Genomic DNA, 16,121 nt, shown 5'->3' on the forward strand with positions numbered 1-16,121 from the left:
CCCGAAAAACACCCCCTGGCCCCCGCAGCCGACCAGGCAACCACCAACGGTTTCGACACTGCGAGCGAAGCGGTGTCTCGAGGGGGGGGGGGGGGGGGTTGCCCCCCCCCCCCCCCCCCCCCCCCCCACCCCTGTGATGATCCGTCAGATCATCCTGCGCAGAGGGTCAGATTGACGGTGTCGCCCTTGTGGACGACGGTCGGGGCGTGCGGGGAGACGGCGATGACGGTGCCCGGCTTGCAGCCGGGGGAGGCCGTCTTGATGACCCGGCCGATCTTGAGCTGGGCCTTGTCCACCAGGACGGGCCTGGCCAAGTCGAGCGTGAAGCCCGCCAGTTGGATGGGAATCTCGCCGTACTGCACGGTGGTGCGGTTCTTGTCGGTCGTGGCGGACGTGTGGGCGGCGGGCCGCGAGTCGTGCGAGCCGCCGGAGGTGCCGATGGCCAGGGCGGTGCCGGTGCCGGCCACGACGAGGGCGGTGGCGATACCGGCGATGGCCGTGGCCCGCTTGCGACGGGCCCCGCGCGCGATGGCCGCGGTGTCGAAGTGCGGCGCCTCTGCGCCGTTGACGAAGTCGTTCATGGAGTTCACCAGTTCCTGCTCGAAGGGTGTGTAACCCGTGCAGCCGGAAGGCCGCGAACCGTGTGACGTCATCGTGTTCCTTCCGTGGGCTGCGGCGGCGAAGGGGCGGAGGGCGCGGGGAACCGGCCTCTGAGCTTGTCGATTCCGCGAGTGAGCTGGGACCGTACGGTGCTCAGCGAGATCCCCAGATCGGCTGCGATCTGGGCGTCCGACAGGTCGTGGAAATACCGCAGCACCACGACCGTCCGCATGCGCATCGGCAGACCCTGAAGAGCGCGGACCAACTGGTCCCGGGTGTCCACCTGTCCGTACTGGTCCCCCGGAGCGGCCCTGTCGACGCCGTCCTGATACGGGACCGTACGGCGGAATCTGCGCCATCTGTCGTTGGCCAGATTCACCATGATCCGCCGTACGTACGCGTCCGGGGAGTCCTTGGCGGCGATGGTGCGCCACTTGCGGCACGCCCGTTCCAGAGTCTCCTGGACCAGGTCCTCCGCCGTCTGCCGGTCTCCCGTCAAGACGAGCGCGCCGTGGAACAGTACGGCCGACCGGGCGACGACGAAGGCGTGGAAGTCGTTCTCCACCGGCTCGGGTCCGCTCAGTTCCGTACGCGGTATCCGCTCGGTTGCCAGTTCCAGATCCACACGCTCCTCCCTTCCTGTCACCCCTCCTTGACGTGGAAGCGGCCCCGTCTGCTGCACGGCCCCGGTGTGACCTGGACCACAGATCTGGCCTCGCCGGCCGGGTACGGCCGGTCGCCTACCGCGCGAGCACGGCGGACGCCGCCTGCCGGATCGCCGCCACAGCAGGGCGGGTTCGGGAGGCGGCCGACCAGGCCAGGGCGGAGGTGCAGGGTGCCACGTCGCTCAGATCGACGTACGCGACCCCGGGACGGGGGAAGAAGCCGCGGGCCGCCGCGGGGAGAAACGCCACGGCGGTACCGGCCGAAACGGTGTGGAGCAGCGCTTCCAGGTCGGCCGCGACCGGGCCGTACCGGACGGGCGAACCGTCCGGGCGCGGATCGGTCACCCAGAAGTCCCACCACGGGCGCGGTACTTCGGGAGGTACGTCCACCACCGGCCGACCCGCGAGATCGGCGAGCGCTACCGAGGCGCGGGCCGCGAGCGGGTCGTCGGCGGGCAGGCAGACGACCCGCGCCTCGCTGGCCATGTGGAGCGATTGAACCCCCGGCGGGACCGGCGGGCGCGAGAAGACCACGTCGACCTCGCCGTCGATCAACCGGGTCATGTGGTCGACGAAGTTGAGGTTGCGGATCTCCACGCTGATCCGCGGGTAACGGCGGCGGAGTTCGTCAAGGACGGCCCGGGCATGCGGCATTGACGTCTCGGCGCCGATCGCCCCCACCACCAGTTGTCCCGACGGCCCCCTGGCGTGTTCCCGCGCGGCCTCCCGCAGACGGTCCATCTCCCGTACCACGGACTCCGCTTGGGGAAGCAGCGCCAGACAGCCCTCGGTCGCCTCCACCTTCCGGCTGCCGCGCTCGAACAGCGGGAAACCGAGCCGCTCCTCCAGAGCCCGCACCTGTCTGCTGAGAGCCGGCTGCGACATGAACAGCCGCGCCGCCGCTCGCCCGAAATGCAACTCCTGCGCGATGACGAGCAGGAGCCGTAACTGGTGGACAGTGGGTTCGGGCCGACCCGGCCTGCTCGCCCTGCCGGTACCGTCCTCGGCTTCGGTCATAACCGTCAGTTTATGGATCAGGCCCTGAGTGTCATCGCCCCGTCCTGGAATTCCCGAATGGCCCTTGAAACGATTGGGTCACGCGGGGCGCATGGTGCGCCTCGGGGAGGGGACACGATGAAATTGCGTGGGCGCTCGGAGGCACGTGTCGGAAGGCGGCGGATCCGGGCGGGCCGGTTGGCGCAGGCGGCTGGTGTCGCCGTCGTCGCCACCGCCGCGGCTGTCGTGGCGGCGGGACCCGCGAGCGCCGGTACCGGCGCCATTTACACCACGGACGGCAATCCGGGCGGGGAGGCGTATTACACCGGCGCGGGCGACACCCTCCTTGCCTGTGACATCCAGGCGGACGGCTATCGCGCCTTCGCGGAGATGATCTGGATCGGTTCGGGAAAGAGCAATGTCGTGACGGTCGAGGACGCCGACGGCGCCAATGGAAATTGCGCGCAGAACGACTCGGCGAACATCCCCAGCGGAACCGCCATCAGTATCACCGTCTGCCTGAAGGACGGCGCGAACGGCGCGCGCAAGTGGTGCGCCACCGAGCACGGGAACGCCAACTGACCCGGCCTGACGGCACCGACCGATCACGGCCGTCTCGGTCTGAACCGGTGTACGTGTGACCGCGGTTGGACGTCAGCGGCGCAGGGGGGTGCTGACGTCCAACCGCCGCACGTGTGGGTCCTACGTGGTGGGGGTGTCGGCGTCGAGGGTGTTGGTGTGGCGTTCGGTGAGGGGGCCGACGCGGAGGTCCTCGCGCATGAGTTTGCGCATGTCGGCGGCGGCTTTGCCGCGTGCTTCCCAGCGGGCCCGGTCTTCGGTGCTGCCGAGGGCGGTGCCGGCGGCGTAGCCGTCGCAGATGCGGCGCAGGCAGTGGAAGACGTTGTTGGAGGCTTTGACGACGGGTTCGGGTGCGATGAGCCACATGCGTTCCGAGGCGGTGGCGATGCCTGACTCCCGGAAGGCTTCGCGCAGCGCGAACGCCCGTGCGTCGTCGGAGGAGTGGTCCCGTCCGGCCAGGGCCCGCAGGGTCTCGCCGAGCACTTTCACGGTGCTGGTGTACTGCGTGTAGATGTCCAGCCGCAGCCGGAGGGCTTCTTTGTCGTCCTCGCGCTTCCAGCGGTTCCGGTCGGCTATGAGGGTGGCGACGATGCCGATCGCGGCGCCGGCCAGGGTGGAGAGCAGTGGCAACCAGTCCATGCGGGCCACCTTGGGCCATCGCGTGACGGCGGCGCCAGAGGACGCCGGGAACGGACCCGCCGGCCGTCCGTATCGCGCCGCCCGTCCGTATCGCGCCTGCCGTACGGGGAGTTGACGGCCCGTCACTCCACAGTGGCCGCCGCCGTGTGGAAGGCGTGGCGGACGGCGGTGATGCCGTCGGCGGTGCGGGAGGGGTGGACGCGGTTGGTGAGGAGGACGGCGTAGCGGGCGGTGGCGGGGTCGATCCAGAGGCTGGTGCCGGTGAAGCCGGTGTGGCCGAAGGAGTCGGGGCCGGGGGAGGGGCCTACGGGGGAGCCGACCGGGTCCTGGCCCTGCCAGGCGAGGCCGCGGCGCAGGGCGAGGTGGTCGGTGTGGGGGGCCGTCATCTCGGCGAAGGTCTCGGGGCGCAGCAGTTCGCGCGCGCCGCCCGCGAGCGACCGGCCGAGCCGTTCCACGTCCGCGAGAGGGGCGAACAGCCCGGCGTGGCCGCCGACTCCGCCCATGACCACGGCGTTCTCGTCGTGCACCTCGCCCGCCACCACGCGTCCGCGCCAGGGGCAGTCCTCGGTGGCGACGGCCCGCGCGCGGCCCGCCTCGTCCGGGTTGAAGCCGGTGTCCTTCAACCCGAGCGGCGCGCAGACCAGTTGGTCCACGAGTGCGTCCAGCGGTTCGCCCGCCGCGCTCTCGGCGATGAGGCCGAGCAGGATGAAGCCCTGGGAGGAGTACTCGACCCGGGTGTCGGGCGCCGAGCGCGGCGGCAGGAGGCGCAGCGCCTCCAACAGGGCCTCGCGCGTGGGGTGTTCGCGGTAGAGCTGGACCTGGCCCGGCAACCCCGAGGTGTGCGTGAGCAGGTGCCGTACGGTGAGGTCGGCCTTGTCGCCGCCCCGGTAGGCCGGAAGATACCGTCCGACGGTGCCCGCGAGGTCCAGCGCCCCGCGGTCGACCAGGGCCATCACGGCGAGGCCGACGACGGGTTTCGTCACCGACGCCAGGTCCCACAATTCGTCGCCGGTGAGCGCGGGTCCGTCCCAGGCGCGGGTGCCGGTCCAGCCGCGGTCCAGCGGACCCGCCGCCGTACCGACGGACCAGGCGGCGCCCGAGTACGCGCGGCGCGTACGCCCGGCGGCGACGATCTCCCCGAGCGCGCTCCTGACCCCCACCCCGACGCCAGCCCCGGCCTCGACGTCAGCCCCGCCCCCGGCTCCGGCGTCAGCGCCGCCCCCGAACCCGGCCCCGAACTCGTCCCCGACCCCGCTCACGCCAGCTCACCCGCCTCGGTGTCCACCACAAGAAACGGCGTCGCGGGCACGCTGCCCAAGATGCCTCCCGCCGCGCCGACCGGGCCCCTGCCCGACACACCGCCCGAGCCGCCCACGCGCCCCGGGCCGCCCACACCGCCCAGCCCCCCCGACACCGTCCGCGCCGCCGCCCGCACCATCGGACCGAACATCTCCGCACTCCGCTCGTCCAGCGTGAAGGTCAGGCCGCGCACGCCGATCGCGCCCACCACCCGCCCCTCGCCGTCGAGGACCGGCGCGGCCACCGACCGTACGTCCGGCTCGTCGTACTCGTCGTCCACGGCGTAACCGGTGCTCGCCGCGTCCCGCAGCAGCGCGCGCAGCTCCGCGGCCTCGGTGAGGGTGCGCGGGGTGCGCGCGGCCAGCGGCCCGGCGTCCAGCAGTGCCGCCGTCTCGTGCGGCGGCAGCGCGGAGAGCATCGCGAGCCCCACCCCGCTGCTGTGCAGCGGGACCCGGCCGCCCGGCCGCCCGCTCATCCGGTACTCGCTGGCGGGCTCGGACTCCGCCAGCAGGACGGCCTCGTCGCCGTGGCGTACGGCGTACTGCGCGAGCAGTCCGGTGCGCCGCCGCAGGTCGGCCAGGACCGGGCGGGCGAGCGCGAGGTCGCGGCTGTCGTGCAGCGCGGCGGCGGCGAGCCCCAGCAGGCGGGGTCCGGCGCGGTAGCTGCCGCCCTCGGCGGGCTGGGCGAAGCCGTACTCGGCCAGCGTTCTCAGATGGCGGTGGACGGTCGGTTTGGTCAGTCCTGTGCGTCGTGCGAGATCGCCCAACCGGTGCGGGCCACCGGTCTGTACGAGCGCTTCGAGCACCTCCATCGCCTTGTCGACGGGACCCTTCGCGGGCTCTTGCTCGCTGGCTCGGGTGTTGACCGCTTTCGACATGTCGCTTAGCTTAACCCAACCGCATTCCATCTGCCGGAACGGATGTGTTGTTCAATGGAACGAATACGTCAAGGGCGGGCCGTGGACCGCAGCCGTCCGCGCCGCCGCGACGTCCTGCGCCTCGGCGGCCTGCTCGTGCCGGCCATCGCCGCGCCCGGGCTGCTGACGGGATGCGGCGCCAACCCGGCGAGCGGCGCGGGCAACGTCCTGCGGGTCTCGCAGCCGGGGGACCCGGTGACCATGGACCCGCAGAAGCAGGGCGACATGGTCTCGATGAACGCCCTGATCAACATGTTCGACACCCTCACCACCCGCGGGCAGGACAACACCCTCCACCCGCGGCTCGCGCTGACGTGGACGGCGCGCGACGAGCGCACCTGGCGGTTCACGCTCCGCCCCGGCGTGACGTTCCACAACGGCGAGGTGTGCGACGCGGCGGCGGTCAAGTTCTCCATCGAGCGGCTGCTCGACCCCAAGACCAAGTCACCGATCGTCGAACTGCGGTACGTGAAGAGCGTCTCGGTGGTCGACCCGCTCACCATCGACGTCCACACCACGCTGCACGACCCGATCCTGCCCGACAAACTCTCCCTGTTCGGCGGCGTCGTCGTGCCGCCGCGCTACCTCGCGGAGGTCGGCGACCGGGGCTTCGCGGCCCACCCCGTCGGCACCGGGCCCTTCACGTTCGTCAGTTGGCAGCGCGACCACGAACTGCGCATGCGGGCCTACCCGAAGCACTGGTCAGGCCGCCCGCACGTGGACGAACTGGTCTTCCGCCCGGCGCCCAACGCCTCGTCCTCGCTCGCCGCACTCCAGAGCGGCGGCGTCGACCTCGTCGCCGGACTCACCCCCGACGCCGCGCAGCAGCTCGACGGCTACCCCGGCGTCACCCTGGACGCCTACACCGGCATCCGCACCTCGTACCTGTCCCTGAACACCCTGGAGAAGGGGCCGCTCAGCGACCGGCGGGTGCGCCAGGCCCTCAACCACGCCATCGACGTACCCCTGTTGATCAAGGCGGTGCTCGGCGGCAAGGCGCGCGAGGTGCCCGCGATGATCCCGCACGGCGCCTTCGGCTTCGACCCCTCGGTCAAGCCGTTCACCCGCTCGGTGGAGACCGCCCGCGCGCTGCTCGCCGACGCCGGATACCCGCACGGCTTCAGCACCACGCTCACCGCCTCCAACAACGACTCCAACGTCGCCGAGGCGCTGTCCGGACTCCTCTCCAAGGCCGGTGTACGCGCCAAGGTCAGCCTTCTCGACCCCGGCACGTACGCCAGCCGGCTCACCTCCACCAACCACTCGGCGCTCGGCCCGATGTACCTGGCCGCCAGCACCATCTGGACGCTGGACGGCGAGAGCATGATCCAGTCGAACGTCCGCAGCGACCGCAGGCAGAGCCGGTGGCACTCGAAGGAGGCGGACCGCCTCGTCGACATCGAGGAACTCTCCGTCGATCCCGCCAAGCGCACCCAGGCGTTCGCCGACCTGCAACGGCTGATGCAGCAAGAAGCGCCGTTCGTCTTCCTCTACCAGCTCGACAACATCTACGCCCGCAACCGACGGCCGCGTTGGAAGCCGGGCCCCGCAGGCGTCCTCGACATGTCGAGCGCGGAGGTCTCCCGATGACCGACATCTCCCTCCAGCGGCGGCCGTCCGCCGCCGACGGCGAGCCGCGGGAACGCACCCGCGACCGCGCGGGACTGCGGCTGCTGCGCACCGTCCTGCTCAGGCTCGGCACCGCGCTGCTGGTCCTGCTCTGCACGGCGACCGTCTCGTTCTTCCTCGTCCGGCTCTCCGGCGACCCCGTCAAGCTGCTGCTGCCGCCCGACGCGACGGCCCAGCAAGAAGCCGTGCTGCGCGGGTCGTTGGGCCTGGACCGGCCGCTGTTCACCCAGTACCTCGACTTCCTGTGGGGGCTGCCGCGCCTGGACTTCGGCAACTCCCTCTTCTACAACGAGCCGGTACGCACCGTGCTCGCCGACCGGCTGCCCGCCACGCTCCAACTGGCCGCCGCCGCACTGGTGGTGACGCTCGTCGTCGCGGTCCCCGCGGGCATCTTCGCGGCGATGCGCCGCGGCCGGGCCTCCGACCGCACCGTGATGACCGGCGTGCTGCTCGGCCAGTCGACCCCGCCGTTCTGGGTCGGCATCCTGCTGATCCTGGTCTTCGCCGTCGGACTGCACGCGCTGCCCGCCTCCGGCTACGGCACGTTCGCCAACCTCGTGCTGCCCGCGGTCACCCTCGCCGTGTACTCCGTCGCCGTCGTCGCGCGGCTGCTGCGCTCCTCGCTGATCGACGTCCTGTCCTCCGACCACATCCGCACCGCCCGCGCCAAGGGCTTCGGCCCGGTCAAGGTGGTGCTCACCCACGGCCTGCGCAACGCGTCGCTGCCGGTGGTGACCGTGGTCGGCCTGGAGGTCGGCAGCCTGCTGGGCGGCGCGATCCTCACCGAACAGGTCTTCTCCTGGCCCGGCGTCGGACAGCTGACGATCGAGGCCATCTCGCACCGCGACTTCCCGCTCGTCCAGGCCACCGTGCTGTTCTTCGCCGCCACCTTCGTCGTGGTGAACCTGCTCGTCGACCTCTCCTACAGCTTCCTCGACCCGAGGGTGAGGACGTCCCGATGACCGTCACATCACCGGCCGTCGCCGCACCGGCGACGACGGCGGGGCCCGGCCCGCGCGCCGCCGCCCTGCGGACCCTGCTGCGCAACAAGCTCGCCGTCGTCGCGCTCGCCGTACTCACGGTCATGCTGGTCTTCGCGGTCTTCGCACCGCTGATCGCCCCGCACGACCCCAACGCCCAGGACCTGCTGCTCCGGCTGAAGCCGCCCGCCTGGCAGTCCGGGGGCAGCGGCGCCCATCTGCTCGGCACCGACCAGCTCGGCCGCGACATGCTCTCCCGCGTCATCTACGGCACCCGGATCTCGCTGCTGGTCGGCGCGGGCGCGGCGCTGCTCGCCGGAGTGATCGGAACCGCCGTCGGACTCGCCTCCGGCTACTTCGGCGGCTGGCTCGACCGGGTGCTCATGCGGCTCGCCGACGTCCAACTGGCCTTCCCCTCCATCCTGCTGGCCCTGGCCGTCGTCGGTTTCCTCGGCTCCGGGCTCTGGTACGTGATCCTCGTGCTCGGCTTCACCGGCTGGGTCTCGTACGCCCGCGTCGTGCGCTCCGAGGTGATGTCGCTGCGCTCGCGCGACTTCATCACCGAGGCCCGCGCGATCGGTGTCACCGACAGCGCGATCATGCGCCGCCACCTGCTGCCCAACGTGATGGCGCCGCTGGCCACCATCGGCACGCTGCACATCGCGGCGGCCATCGTCGCCGAGGCGTCGCTGAGCTATCTCGGACTCGGCGTGCCCAAGGAGACCGTCACCTGGGGCTCGATGCTCGCCGACGGCCAGCTCTACCTCGGCACCTCCTGGTGGGTCGCGGTGTTCCCGGGCATCGCCCTGATGGTCACCTCGCTCGCCGTCAACATCACCGGCGACGCCCTGCGCGACGTCGCGGACCCGAAGGCGTACCGCCGATGACTACCGACCGCACGAGGCCGACCGACCGCACGGAGCCGGCCGACCCTACGAGGCCGAGCGACCGTACGACACGGGCCGGGGCCGCACCCGCCCGCCCCGAACCCGTACTCGACATCACCGATCTGAGCGTCGACTTCAGGCTCGACAGCTCCACCGTGCACGCCGTCCAGGGCGTCAGCCTCCAGGTCGGCGCGGGCGAAACCCTCGCCGTGGTGGGGGAGTCGGGCAGCGGCAAGACGGCCACCGCGCTGTCCGTGCTCCGCCTCAACCCCGAGCCGCCGTGCGTGTACGCGGGCGGCGAGATCCGCTTCGGGGGACGCGACCTGCTCGCCGTGAGCGAGAAGGAACTCCGCGCGGTCCGCGGCCACGACATCGCCATGATCTTCCAGGACCCGATGACCAGCCTCGACCCGCTCCAGCGGGTCGGCGCCCAGGTCGCCGAAGTGCTCAGGCACCACAGGGGCGTCTCCCGCGCCGAGGCCAAGGAGGCGGCCGTCGCCGCGCTGGACGAGGTCGGCATCCCCGACCCCGAGCGGCGCTACCGGCAGTATCCGCACGAGATGTCCGGCGGCCTGCGCCAGCGCGTGATGATCGCGACGGCGCTGGTCGGACGGCCGCGCGTGCTCATCGCCGACGAGCCGACCACCGCGCTCGACGTGACCGTGCAGCGGCAGATCCTCGACCTGCTCGTCGCACTCCAGGAACAGCACGGCATGGCCGTCGTGCTGATCACCCACGACCTCGGAGTCGTCGCGGAGACGGCCGACCGGGTCGTGGTCATGAACGCGGGCCGGGTCGTGGAGAGCGGGGACGTCATGGACGTCTTCGACCACCCCGCCGAGGACTACACACGGCGGCTGCTGGACGCCACCCCACGATTGGAGTCGGCATGACGCTGCTCGAACTCGACGGACTGCGCAAGGAGTTCGGCGGCAGGCCGGTCCATGTGGCGGTCGACGACGTGTCCTTGACCGTGACCGAGGGCGAAACCCTCGCCCTGGTGGGCGAGTCGGGCTGCGGCAAGACCACCCTGACCCGGCTGCTGCTCCGGCTGATGGAGCCGACCGCCGGAAGCGTCCGGTTCGACGGCCAGGATCTCGCCGCCCTCTCCCCGGCCCAACTGCGGTCCGTACGGCGCCAGATGCAGGTCGTCCTCCAGGACCCGTACTCCAGCATGAACCCGCGCATGCGGATCTCCGATATCGTCGCCGAACCGCTGATCACCCACGATCCGGACGCCCGCGGCAGACGCGGCCGGGCACGTACCCGCGAACGCGTCGGCGAGCTGCTGGAGTCGGTGGGCCTGCCCGCGACGATCCAGGACCGCTACCCGCACGAGTTCTCCGGCGGCCAGCGCCAGCGCGTGTCGATCGCCCGCGCGCTCGCCCTCGAACCGAGGCTCGTGGTGCTCGACGAACCCACCAGCGCGCTCGACGTCTCCGTGCAGGCGCAGGTGCTCGACCTCCTGGCGGAGCTGCAACAGCGCCTCGGCCTCACCTATGTCTTCGTCTCGCACAACCTCGCCGTCGTCCGGCAGGTGGCCGACCGGGTCGCCGTCATGCGGCACGGCAAGCTGGTGGAGGTCGGCGCCGCGGCCGATGTCTTCGGCGATCCGCAGCACCCGTACACCCGGCAGCTGCTGGACGCCGTGCCCGTACCCGACCCGCGCCGCGCCCGCCGTACGCGGTCCCGCCCCCGTACGGAGGCGGTCTAGAGGTGGGGTCCGAAGCGGGACCTGAGGTGCGGCGTGTGGTGCGTCCGAAGGTGGGTTCGGCGACGGGGCCGGGCCTAGAGGCGGGAGAGCACCAGCCCCGCGCCGCCCAGCAGCGCCACATCGTCCACGGCCGCGCCGCTCACCAGTACCTGCGGCAGCTCGGCCCCCGCGGAGGCTCCGGCCGAGGCGACGTCGGAGCGCAGCCGTTCCTCGATCAGCGTCCGGAACCGTTCACCGCCCTCGCGCGCCTCGCCGTGCAGGACGAACAGCCCGGGCGCGAACAAGTGCTGGACGTTGATCAGCCCCAGGGCGACGTTCTCCGCGTACTCCTCGACCGTCCGGCGGGCCGCCTCGTCGTCGCGCTCCACCAGCGCGGCGAGGGTGGCGCCGTCGCCGAGCCCGGCCGCCCGCGCGCGCTCGCGCAGCCAGCGCGTGGTGGCCACCGTCTTCCAGCAGCCGCGCCCGCCGCAGGTGCACGCCTCGCCGCTGGCCGACACCGTCATATGGGCGCCGCTGCGGCCGCCGGCCGGGGCCAGCACCTGGCCGTCGTACAGGATGCCGACGCCCAGCACCTCACCGGTGGACACCGACGCGAACGTACGGCGGCCACGCCCGGCGCCGAACCACCGGTCGCCGAGCACCTGGAGCCTGGCCCGGTGCTCGACCCGTACCGGGGCGCCGGTCAGCGCCGCGAGCCGGGCGGTCACCGGATAGCCGTGCAGCGCCGGTACGTCGTTGACCTCGGTGATCAGACCGGCGCCGGGATCGACGATCCCGGCCGCCGCCACGCCGACCCCGACCGGTTCGTACCCGGCGAAGACCTCGGCGGCCAGCGCGAGCGCCGCGTCGATGTCGGCGGGCAGGGCCGTGGCGGCGTCGTACGACGCCTCGGCCCGGCGCAGCACCGCGCCGGACATCGTCAGCACCGCCGCCCGGACCCGTCCGGGCACCAGTTCGACAGCTCCGAGCGTCCGCGGCGGCCGGGGCGCGACCGTCCCCGGCGCGGGCTCGGGCACCAGCCGCAACGGAGAACCTTCATGGACCATGCGCCGACTCTGCCACGACACGGTTTCCGGGAGGTAGCGCTGTGAGAGATCTGACCCGGCTGACCTGGCGCGAAGTCCGCGGGGCCGGGGCGACCGGAATCGCCCTGCTGCCCATCGGATCGCAGGAGCAGCACGCCGCCCACCTGCCGATGGGCACCGACACGCTCCTCGCCGAGGCCGTCCTCGACGCCGCCGCCGCGCTGCTCGACCGGGACCCGACGCCCTCGGAGCTCGTACGGCTGCCCGCCCTCCCGTTCGGCCACAGCCCGCACCACCTGTTCGCCGCCGCCGTCTCGCTGTCCGCCGCCACGCTCGGCGCCGTACTCGACGACGTCCTGGACTCCCTGGTGACCAGCGGTTACCGGCGGATCATGGTCGTCAACGGGCACGGCGGCAACGACGAGATCATGCGGCTGGCCGTGAAGCGCTTCGCGCTGCGCGCCGACGTCACCGTCGCGGCCTGCTCGTACTGGACGGTCACGTCCGGTGACGGCGAGCCCGACGGGGGCAGGCCCGAGGTGACTCCGGGGCACGCGGGCTGGTTCGAGACCTCCCTGATGCTCGCCGCCCACCCGGAGCTCGTCCGTACCCCGGTCGCCGCCCGCGCCCCGGTCGATCCGCCGCCGCTCTTCGACAACCCGCCGTATCCGGGCCTGACCGTGGAGCGCCACGGCGAGTGGGCGCGGGTCGGCGGATCGACCGACGACGCCTCCGGCGCGGACGCGGGGGCCGGGCGCCGGCTGCTGGCCGACCGGGCGGTGGGGCTCGCGCGGGCGATCAGGGCTTTTGACGAGGCGACGGCGGGGGTTTTTGACGAGGCGACCGCGGGGGCTTTTGACGCGGCGACCGCGGGGCCTTTTGACGCGGTCACCGTACCTAGGGCCGACGCGGCCACCGCTGTCCCCGACGCGGCCACCATCCGAGCTGAGGAGAAGAATGAAGATCACTGACGTCGACGTATGGGTGGTCAATCTGCCCCTGCTCAACCCGTTCACCAGCTCCTTCGAGACCAAGACCGGGGAGACCAGGACGGTCGTGCGGATCCGCACCGACGACGGTGTCGAGGGCTGGGGCGAGACGATGTGGGGCCGGCCCGTCGCGGCGATCGTCCGGGCGATGGCCGACGATCTGATCGGCACCAGCCCGTTCGCCCTGGAGAGCTTCCACCGCAAGCAGCACATGGTGCCCTTCTTCCACGGCTACCTCGGGTACGCGGCGATCGCCGCCCTCGACGTGGCCTGCTGGGACGCCATGGGCCAGGCCACCGGCCAGTCGCTCACCGACCTGCTGGGCGGTCCCGTACGCGACGAGGTGCCGATCACCGCCCTGGTGACCCGCGCCGACGCGCCCGGCGCGAGCCCCGCCGCCCTGCCGGGACAGCTCGCCGAGCACGCGACGCGGGTGGTCGAGGAGGGCGGCTTCAGCGCCGTCAAACTCAAGGGCACCACCGATGTCGCGGGCGACGTGGCCATCCTGCGGGCGCTGCGCACCGCCCTGCCCGGCATCAATCTGCGGGTGGACCCGAACGCGGCCTGGTCCGTACCGGACTCGGTACGCGCCGGGATCGCCCTCGAGGAGCTGGACCTCGAATACCTGGAGGACCCCTGCGTCGGCATCGAGGGCATGAGCCAGGTGAAGGCGAAGGTCCGGATACCGCTGTGCACCAACATGTGCGTCGTACGGTTCGAGGACTTCGCCCCCGCGATGCGGCTCAACGCGGTCGACGTCATCCACGGCGACGTCTACAAGTGGGGCGGTATCGCCGCCACCAAGGCGCTCGCCGCCCACTGCGAGACGTTCGGGCTCGGCATGAACCTGCACAGCGGCGGTGAGCTGGGCATCGCCACGGCCGCGCATCTCGCGGTCGTCTCCAGCACCCCCGTGCTCTCCCGCGCGATCGACAGCATGTACTACCTGCACGCCGATGACATCATCGAGCCGCTGCACCTCGCGGACGGCCGTCTGCGAGTACCCACAGGGCCCGGCCTGGGAGTCAGCGTGGACGAGGACAAGCTGCGCCACTTCGCCGAGGCCAACGAGCGGGACGGGGATCTGACCGGATGACCAAGGAAGCGGTACGCACCGCCCACGCGCCCCAGCCCGCGGGCGCCTACAGCCAGGGCGTCGTCGCCGGCGGCTTCCTCTACACGGCCGGCTTCGGCCCCAAGGACCCCCTCACCGGCGAGGTCCCCGAACTCGTCGGCGACCAGACCCGCCAGGTCCTCCGCAACCTCACCGCCGTCCTCGCCGAGCGCGGCCTCACCCTCGACGACGTCGTCAAGGTCACGGTCCACCTCCAGCACCTCCACCGCGACTTCGCCGCCTTCGACGCCGCCTACCGCCCCTTCTTCACCGCCCCCTACCCCGTCCGCACCACCGTCGGCTCCGACCTCATGAACATCCTCGTGGAAATCGACGTCGTCGCCCTCCTCCCGACCGCCTGAGCCGCCCGCTCCGACGGTTCTCCGCGGTCCGTCGCGGCCGATACGGGGATCCCTCCCCCGGCCGCGGCGGAACCGTCCGGGGCGCCGGCGGCCGAAGCCGTACGCGTCGCGCTGAGCGGTGGTCCGCGTGAAGAGCGACGCGGGGGTTCGACTCCCCACCGGACAGCGCAGCTCAGCACCGCGTACGGGTACCGGCGTACGTCGCCCAGCACGGACCGGCACGGCGCTCGGTCGGCGGGCGGGGGCCGCCACCGGATGGCTCTTACTTCCGGCGCCTCAGCAGCCTTTCCAGGTCTTCCGCCGCCTCGGGCAGCCCAGCGTCCGCGGCTTTCCTGAGCCAGCTCTCGGCCTGAGCGAGATCCCCGGTGTGCCATGAGCTGACTCCCAGCTCGTGCATGGTGGCGGGATCCCCGGATTCGGCGGCCTTGCGCCGCCATATTCCCGCCTCAACGCGATTCCCGTCCCGTTCGAGCAACCGCCCAAGTTCCCTCATCGCGTCGGGTCGCCCGGCGCGCGCCGCCTCGCGGTACCACTGAACGGCACCGTCGCTGTCACCGAGCCGCTCGAGTCGGGTGGCCTCGTTGACCATCGCGGCCGGATCGGAGATGCCCGAGTGTGCCCGGTTCCTGGCCAGTGCGAGACGGCCGACCGTATGGGTGTTGCGCAGCTCGGGCCGCGGATGCCCCTTGCTGGGCAGAACCCTGGCGAGGTGCTCGTGAATGGCCTGCAGAGTGAGGAATTCTGCGGCGTCGGTGGTCCCGTGCCTCATGAGATCCAGCAACTCGCCGGTGTATGCGGTGTGGCGTGCGCCGACAGGAGCGTTGGAAGGGCGATTCGCCGGCGAGGACGTCAGGGTGCAGGTGCCGGCCACCTCCAGGTGGCCCGCCACTACGGAGCTGGTCGTGGCCATCGCGCCAATGGCCAGGCCGGAGAAGCAGCAGTCGAGAATGAGGACTCTGTTGTTCGCCCGCGCGTTCGCCAGCGTACGGCGTATCAGAGTGAACGGTATTCCCGTCCACGCGACCAGATCCGGTTCGCTGGAGGTTCCGGGCAGGGACAGATACAGCTCGCCGTCCGGGCCGATGAGGCCGTGACCGGCGTAGTAAACGAGCAGGAGGTCCTCGGCCTCATCGGCGGCGGCGGCCAATCGGGCTCCGATGGATGGTGCGTCAGCGAGCCCGGCGGTCGGCTCCGCTTTGCCGCGCCGTGCGCAGTGCTTGTCCGGGAGGGCTGTCCCCCACGGGCTGGTGAGCACCTCGGCCAGGTCGTCGATGTTGTGTGTCACGGCGGGCAGGTCCGTCAGCGCGGGATCGGTGAACGTGTCGAAACCCAGTAGCACCGCTCGGGACCGCAGCGGGTCGGGCAGGCGCATTCACCGCTCCAGGACGCGTCGGAGCAAGGGTTCCAGATCCGCCGCCGGCACGTCGCGCAAGGAGATCTTGACGTTCCGCCCGCTGGGGCCGGTCACCTCGATGTCCGCCGAGGGCCGGCGATGCCTGATCCACACGGACACCGACGCCGCCAGGACAGTCCCGGCTCCCTGAGCGCCGAGGGCCACGATCAGGACTTCGGAGATCCCGCCCATGTGGCCGGGGCTCGGCTCGGGCGGCTCGATGGCGGAGCAGCCGCGGAGCCCGTCCTCGCGCGACAGCCAGTCGGCCAGCCCTGTCAGATCCGCCCGGGCCGTTTCACCGGTCAGCCGTATGTACGCCTGCATCGCTCTCCCC

General features: G+C 71.8%; 17 protein-coding genes and 1 pseudogene. 9 read left to right on the forward strand and 9 right to left on the reverse strand.

Annotated elements, in window-relative coordinates:
- Window positions 1-149 precede the first annotated feature (149 nt).
- The 3 genes from ACZ4EF_RS00005 to ACZ4EF_RS00015 form a co-directional block, all read right to left on the reverse strand.
- Window positions 150-653, reverse strand: a complete 504-nt coding sequence (locus tag ACZ4EF_RS00005; RefSeq protein ID WP_401850995.1) for a PASTA domain-containing protein — start codon at window positions 651-653, stop codon at window positions 150-152.
- A complete protein-coding gene (locus ACZ4EF_RS00010) occupies window positions 650-1,219 on the reverse strand; it encodes a SigE family RNA polymerase sigma factor (protein WP_355336418.1) in 570 nt (189 codons plus the stop codon). Before ACZ4EF_RS00010 ends, ACZ4EF_RS00005 begins: the two co-directional genes overlap by 4 nt.
- Window positions 1,220-1,340: 121 nt before the next feature.
- Window positions 1,341-2,282, reverse strand: a complete 942-nt coding sequence (locus ACZ4EF_RS00015) for a LysR family transcriptional regulator (protein WP_467501859.1) — start codon at window positions 2,280-2,282, stop codon at window positions 1,341-1,343.
- A gap of 177 nt (window positions 2,283-2,459) precedes the next feature.
- Here ACZ4EF_RS00015 and ACZ4EF_RS00020 point away from each other — a divergent pair, with 177 nt between their 5' ends.
- Window positions 2,460-2,843 carry a hypothetical protein gene (locus ACZ4EF_RS00020; RefSeq protein ID WP_467501860.1) on the forward strand — a complete coding sequence of 128 codons (384 nt, stop codon included), beginning with the start codon at window positions 2,460-2,462 and terminating at the stop codon, window positions 2,841-2,843.
- Between the two features lie 120 nt (window positions 2,844-2,963).
- Here the strand turns inward: ACZ4EF_RS00020 and ACZ4EF_RS00025 are convergent, their stop codons facing one another.
- The 3 genes from ACZ4EF_RS00025 to ACZ4EF_RS00035 all read right to left on the reverse strand — a co-directional run bounded on the left by ACZ4EF_RS00025 (window position 2,964) and on the right by ACZ4EF_RS00035 (window position 5,655).
- Complete coding sequence (locus ACZ4EF_RS00025) at window positions 2,964-3,479, reverse strand: hypothetical protein (protein ID WP_467501862.1); 516 nt, start codon at window positions 3,477-3,479, stop codon at window positions 2,964-2,966.
- Between the two features lie 122 nt (window positions 3,480-3,601).
- Window positions 3,602-4,639, reverse strand: coding sequence for a serine hydrolase domain-containing protein (locus ACZ4EF_RS00030; protein ID WP_467502610.1), 1,038 nt, complete (start codon window positions 4,637-4,639; stop codon window positions 3,602-3,604).
- Between the two features lie 95 nt (window positions 4,640-4,734).
- Complete coding sequence (locus tag ACZ4EF_RS00035; protein WP_401718379.1) at window positions 4,735-5,655, reverse strand: IclR family transcriptional regulator; 921 nt, start codon at window positions 5,653-5,655, stop codon at window positions 4,735-4,737.
- A 54-nt stretch (window positions 5,656-5,709) separates the two neighbouring features.
- On the opposite strand from ACZ4EF_RS00035, the gene ACZ4EF_RS00040 reads away from it, so the two are divergent.
- The 5 genes from ACZ4EF_RS00040 to ACZ4EF_RS00060 are packed head-to-tail and all read left to right on the forward strand — an operon-like array spanning window position 5,710 to window position 10,904.
- The gene (locus tag ACZ4EF_RS00040; RefSeq protein WP_355335818.1) at window positions 5,710-7,284 is read left to right on the forward strand and encodes an ABC transporter substrate-binding protein; all 1,575 of its coding nucleotides are present in this window, start codon (window positions 5,710-5,712) and stop codon (window positions 7,282-7,284) included.
- Window positions 7,281-8,285 carry an ABC transporter permease gene (locus ACZ4EF_RS00045; RefSeq protein WP_355335820.1) on the forward strand — a complete coding sequence of 335 codons (1,005 nt, stop codon included), beginning with the start codon at window positions 7,281-7,283 and terminating at the stop codon, window positions 8,283-8,285. Before ACZ4EF_RS00040 ends, ACZ4EF_RS00045 begins: the two co-directional genes overlap by 4 nt.
- Window positions 8,282-9,190 carry an ABC transporter permease gene (locus tag ACZ4EF_RS00050; RefSeq protein WP_401718383.1) on the forward strand — a complete coding sequence of 303 codons (909 nt, stop codon included), beginning with the start codon at window positions 8,282-8,284 and terminating at the stop codon, window positions 9,188-9,190. The genes ACZ4EF_RS00045 and ACZ4EF_RS00050 overlap by 4 nt, the downstream gene beginning before the upstream one ends.
- Window positions 9,187-10,083: an ATP-binding cassette domain-containing protein gene (locus ACZ4EF_RS00055; protein ID WP_467501865.1), complete on the forward strand. Its 897-nt coding sequence runs from the start codon at window positions 9,187-9,189 to the stop codon at window positions 10,081-10,083. Before ACZ4EF_RS00050 ends, ACZ4EF_RS00055 begins: the two co-directional genes overlap by 4 nt.
- On the forward strand, window positions 10,080-10,904 hold the full coding sequence (locus ACZ4EF_RS00060) for an ATP-binding cassette domain-containing protein (protein WP_355335829.1): 825 nt from the start codon (window positions 10,080-10,082) through the stop codon (window positions 10,902-10,904). The genes ACZ4EF_RS00055 and ACZ4EF_RS00060 overlap by 4 nt, the downstream gene beginning before the upstream one ends.
- Before the next feature lie 74 nt (window positions 10,905-10,978).
- Here ACZ4EF_RS00060 and ACZ4EF_RS00065 read toward each other — a convergent pair whose 3' ends face one another.
- A complete protein-coding gene (locus ACZ4EF_RS00065) occupies window positions 10,979-11,950 on the reverse strand; it encodes an ROK family protein (protein ID WP_467501867.1) in 972 nt (323 codons plus the stop codon).
- Window positions 11,951-11,991: 41 nt separating this feature from the next.
- Here ACZ4EF_RS00065 and ACZ4EF_RS00070 point away from each other — a divergent pair.
- The 3 genes and pseudogenes from ACZ4EF_RS00070 to ACZ4EF_RS00080 all read left to right on the forward strand — a co-directional run.
- Window positions 11,992-12,750 (forward strand): annotated as a pseudogene (locus ACZ4EF_RS00070) (creatininase family protein); the annotation flags it as partial.
- Between the two features lie 136 nt (window positions 12,751-12,886).
- Window positions 12,887-14,014 (forward strand): mandelate racemase/muconate lactonizing enzyme family protein, encoded by a 1,128-nt coding sequence (locus tag ACZ4EF_RS00075; protein WP_401718391.1) that lies wholly within the window; start codon window positions 12,887-12,889, stop codon window positions 14,012-14,014.
- Window positions 14,011-14,394, forward strand: a complete 384-nt coding sequence (locus ACZ4EF_RS00080; RefSeq protein ID WP_467501869.1) for a RidA family protein — start codon at window positions 14,011-14,013, stop codon at window positions 14,392-14,394. The genes ACZ4EF_RS00075 and ACZ4EF_RS00080 overlap by 4 nt, the downstream gene beginning before the upstream one ends.
- A 262-nt stretch (window positions 14,395-14,656) precedes the next feature.
- Here the strand turns inward: ACZ4EF_RS00080 and ACZ4EF_RS00085 are convergent, their stop codons facing one another.
- Entirely contained in the window at window positions 14,657-15,766 is a 1,110-nt protein-coding gene (locus tag ACZ4EF_RS00085) for a caspase, EACC1-associated type (RefSeq protein ID WP_467501871.1), read from the reverse strand.
- The gene (locus ACZ4EF_RS00090; RefSeq protein ID WP_467501873.1) at window positions 15,767-16,111 is read right to left on the reverse strand and encodes an effector-associated constant component EACC1; all 345 of its coding nucleotides are present in this window, start codon (window positions 16,109-16,111) and stop codon (window positions 15,767-15,769) included. It abuts the gene before it with no gap.
- Between the last annotated feature and the right edge of the window lie 10 nt (window positions 16,112-16,121).

The sequence above is a fragment of the Streptomyces sp. NPDC025721 genome, assembly GCF_055558595.1.

Coding starts and splice junctions, on each gene's coding strand:
- ACZ4EF_RS00005 (WP_401850995.1), bottom strand. CDS start 653: ATGACGTCACACGGTTCGCGGCCTTCCGGCTGCACGGGTTACACACCC.
- ACZ4EF_RS00015 (WP_467501859.1), bottom strand. CDS start 2,282: ATGACCGAAGCCGAGGACGGTACCGGCAGGGCGAGCAGGCCGGGTCGG.
- ACZ4EF_RS00025 (WP_467501862.1), bottom strand. CDS start 3,479: ATGGACTGGTTGCCACTGCTCTCCACCCTGGCCGGCGCCGCGATCGGC.
- ACZ4EF_RS00035 (WP_401718379.1), bottom strand. CDS start 5,655: ATGTCGAAAGCGGTCAACACCCGAGCCAGCGAGCAAGAGCCCGCGAAG.
- ACZ4EF_RS00040 (WP_355335818.1), top strand. CDS start 5,710: ATGGAACGAATACGTCAAGGGCGGGCCGTGGACCGCAGCCGTCCGCGC.
- ACZ4EF_RS00045 (WP_355335820.1), top strand. CDS start 7,281: ATGACCGACATCTCCCTCCAGCGGCGGCCGTCCGCCGCCGACGGCGAG.
- ACZ4EF_RS00050 (WP_401718383.1), top strand. CDS start 8,282: ATGACCGTCACATCACCGGCCGTCGCCGCACCGGCGACGACGGCGGGG.
- ACZ4EF_RS00055 (WP_467501865.1), top strand. CDS start 9,187: ATGACTACCGACCGCACGAGGCCGACCGACCGCACGGAGCCGGCCGAC.
- ACZ4EF_RS00060 (WP_355335829.1), top strand. CDS start 10,080: ATGACGCTGCTCGAACTCGACGGACTGCGCAAGGAGTTCGGCGGCAGG.
- ACZ4EF_RS00065 (WP_467501867.1), bottom strand. CDS start 11,950: ATGGTCCATGAAGGTTCTCCGTTGCGGCTGGTGCCCGAGCCCGCGCCG.
- ACZ4EF_RS00075 (WP_401718391.1), top strand. CDS start 12,887: ATGAAGATCACTGACGTCGACGTATGGGTGGTCAATCTGCCCCTGCTC.
- ACZ4EF_RS00080 (WP_467501869.1), top strand. CDS start 14,011: ATGACCAAGGAAGCGGTACGCACCGCCCACGCGCCCCAGCCCGCGGGC.
- ACZ4EF_RS00085 (WP_467501871.1), bottom strand. CDS start 15,766: ATGCGCCTGCCCGACCCGCTGCGGTCCCGAGCGGTGCTACTGGGTTTC.
- ACZ4EF_RS00090 (WP_467501873.1), bottom strand. CDS start 16,111: ATGCAGGCGTACATACGGCTGACCGGTGAAACGGCCCGGGCGGATCTG.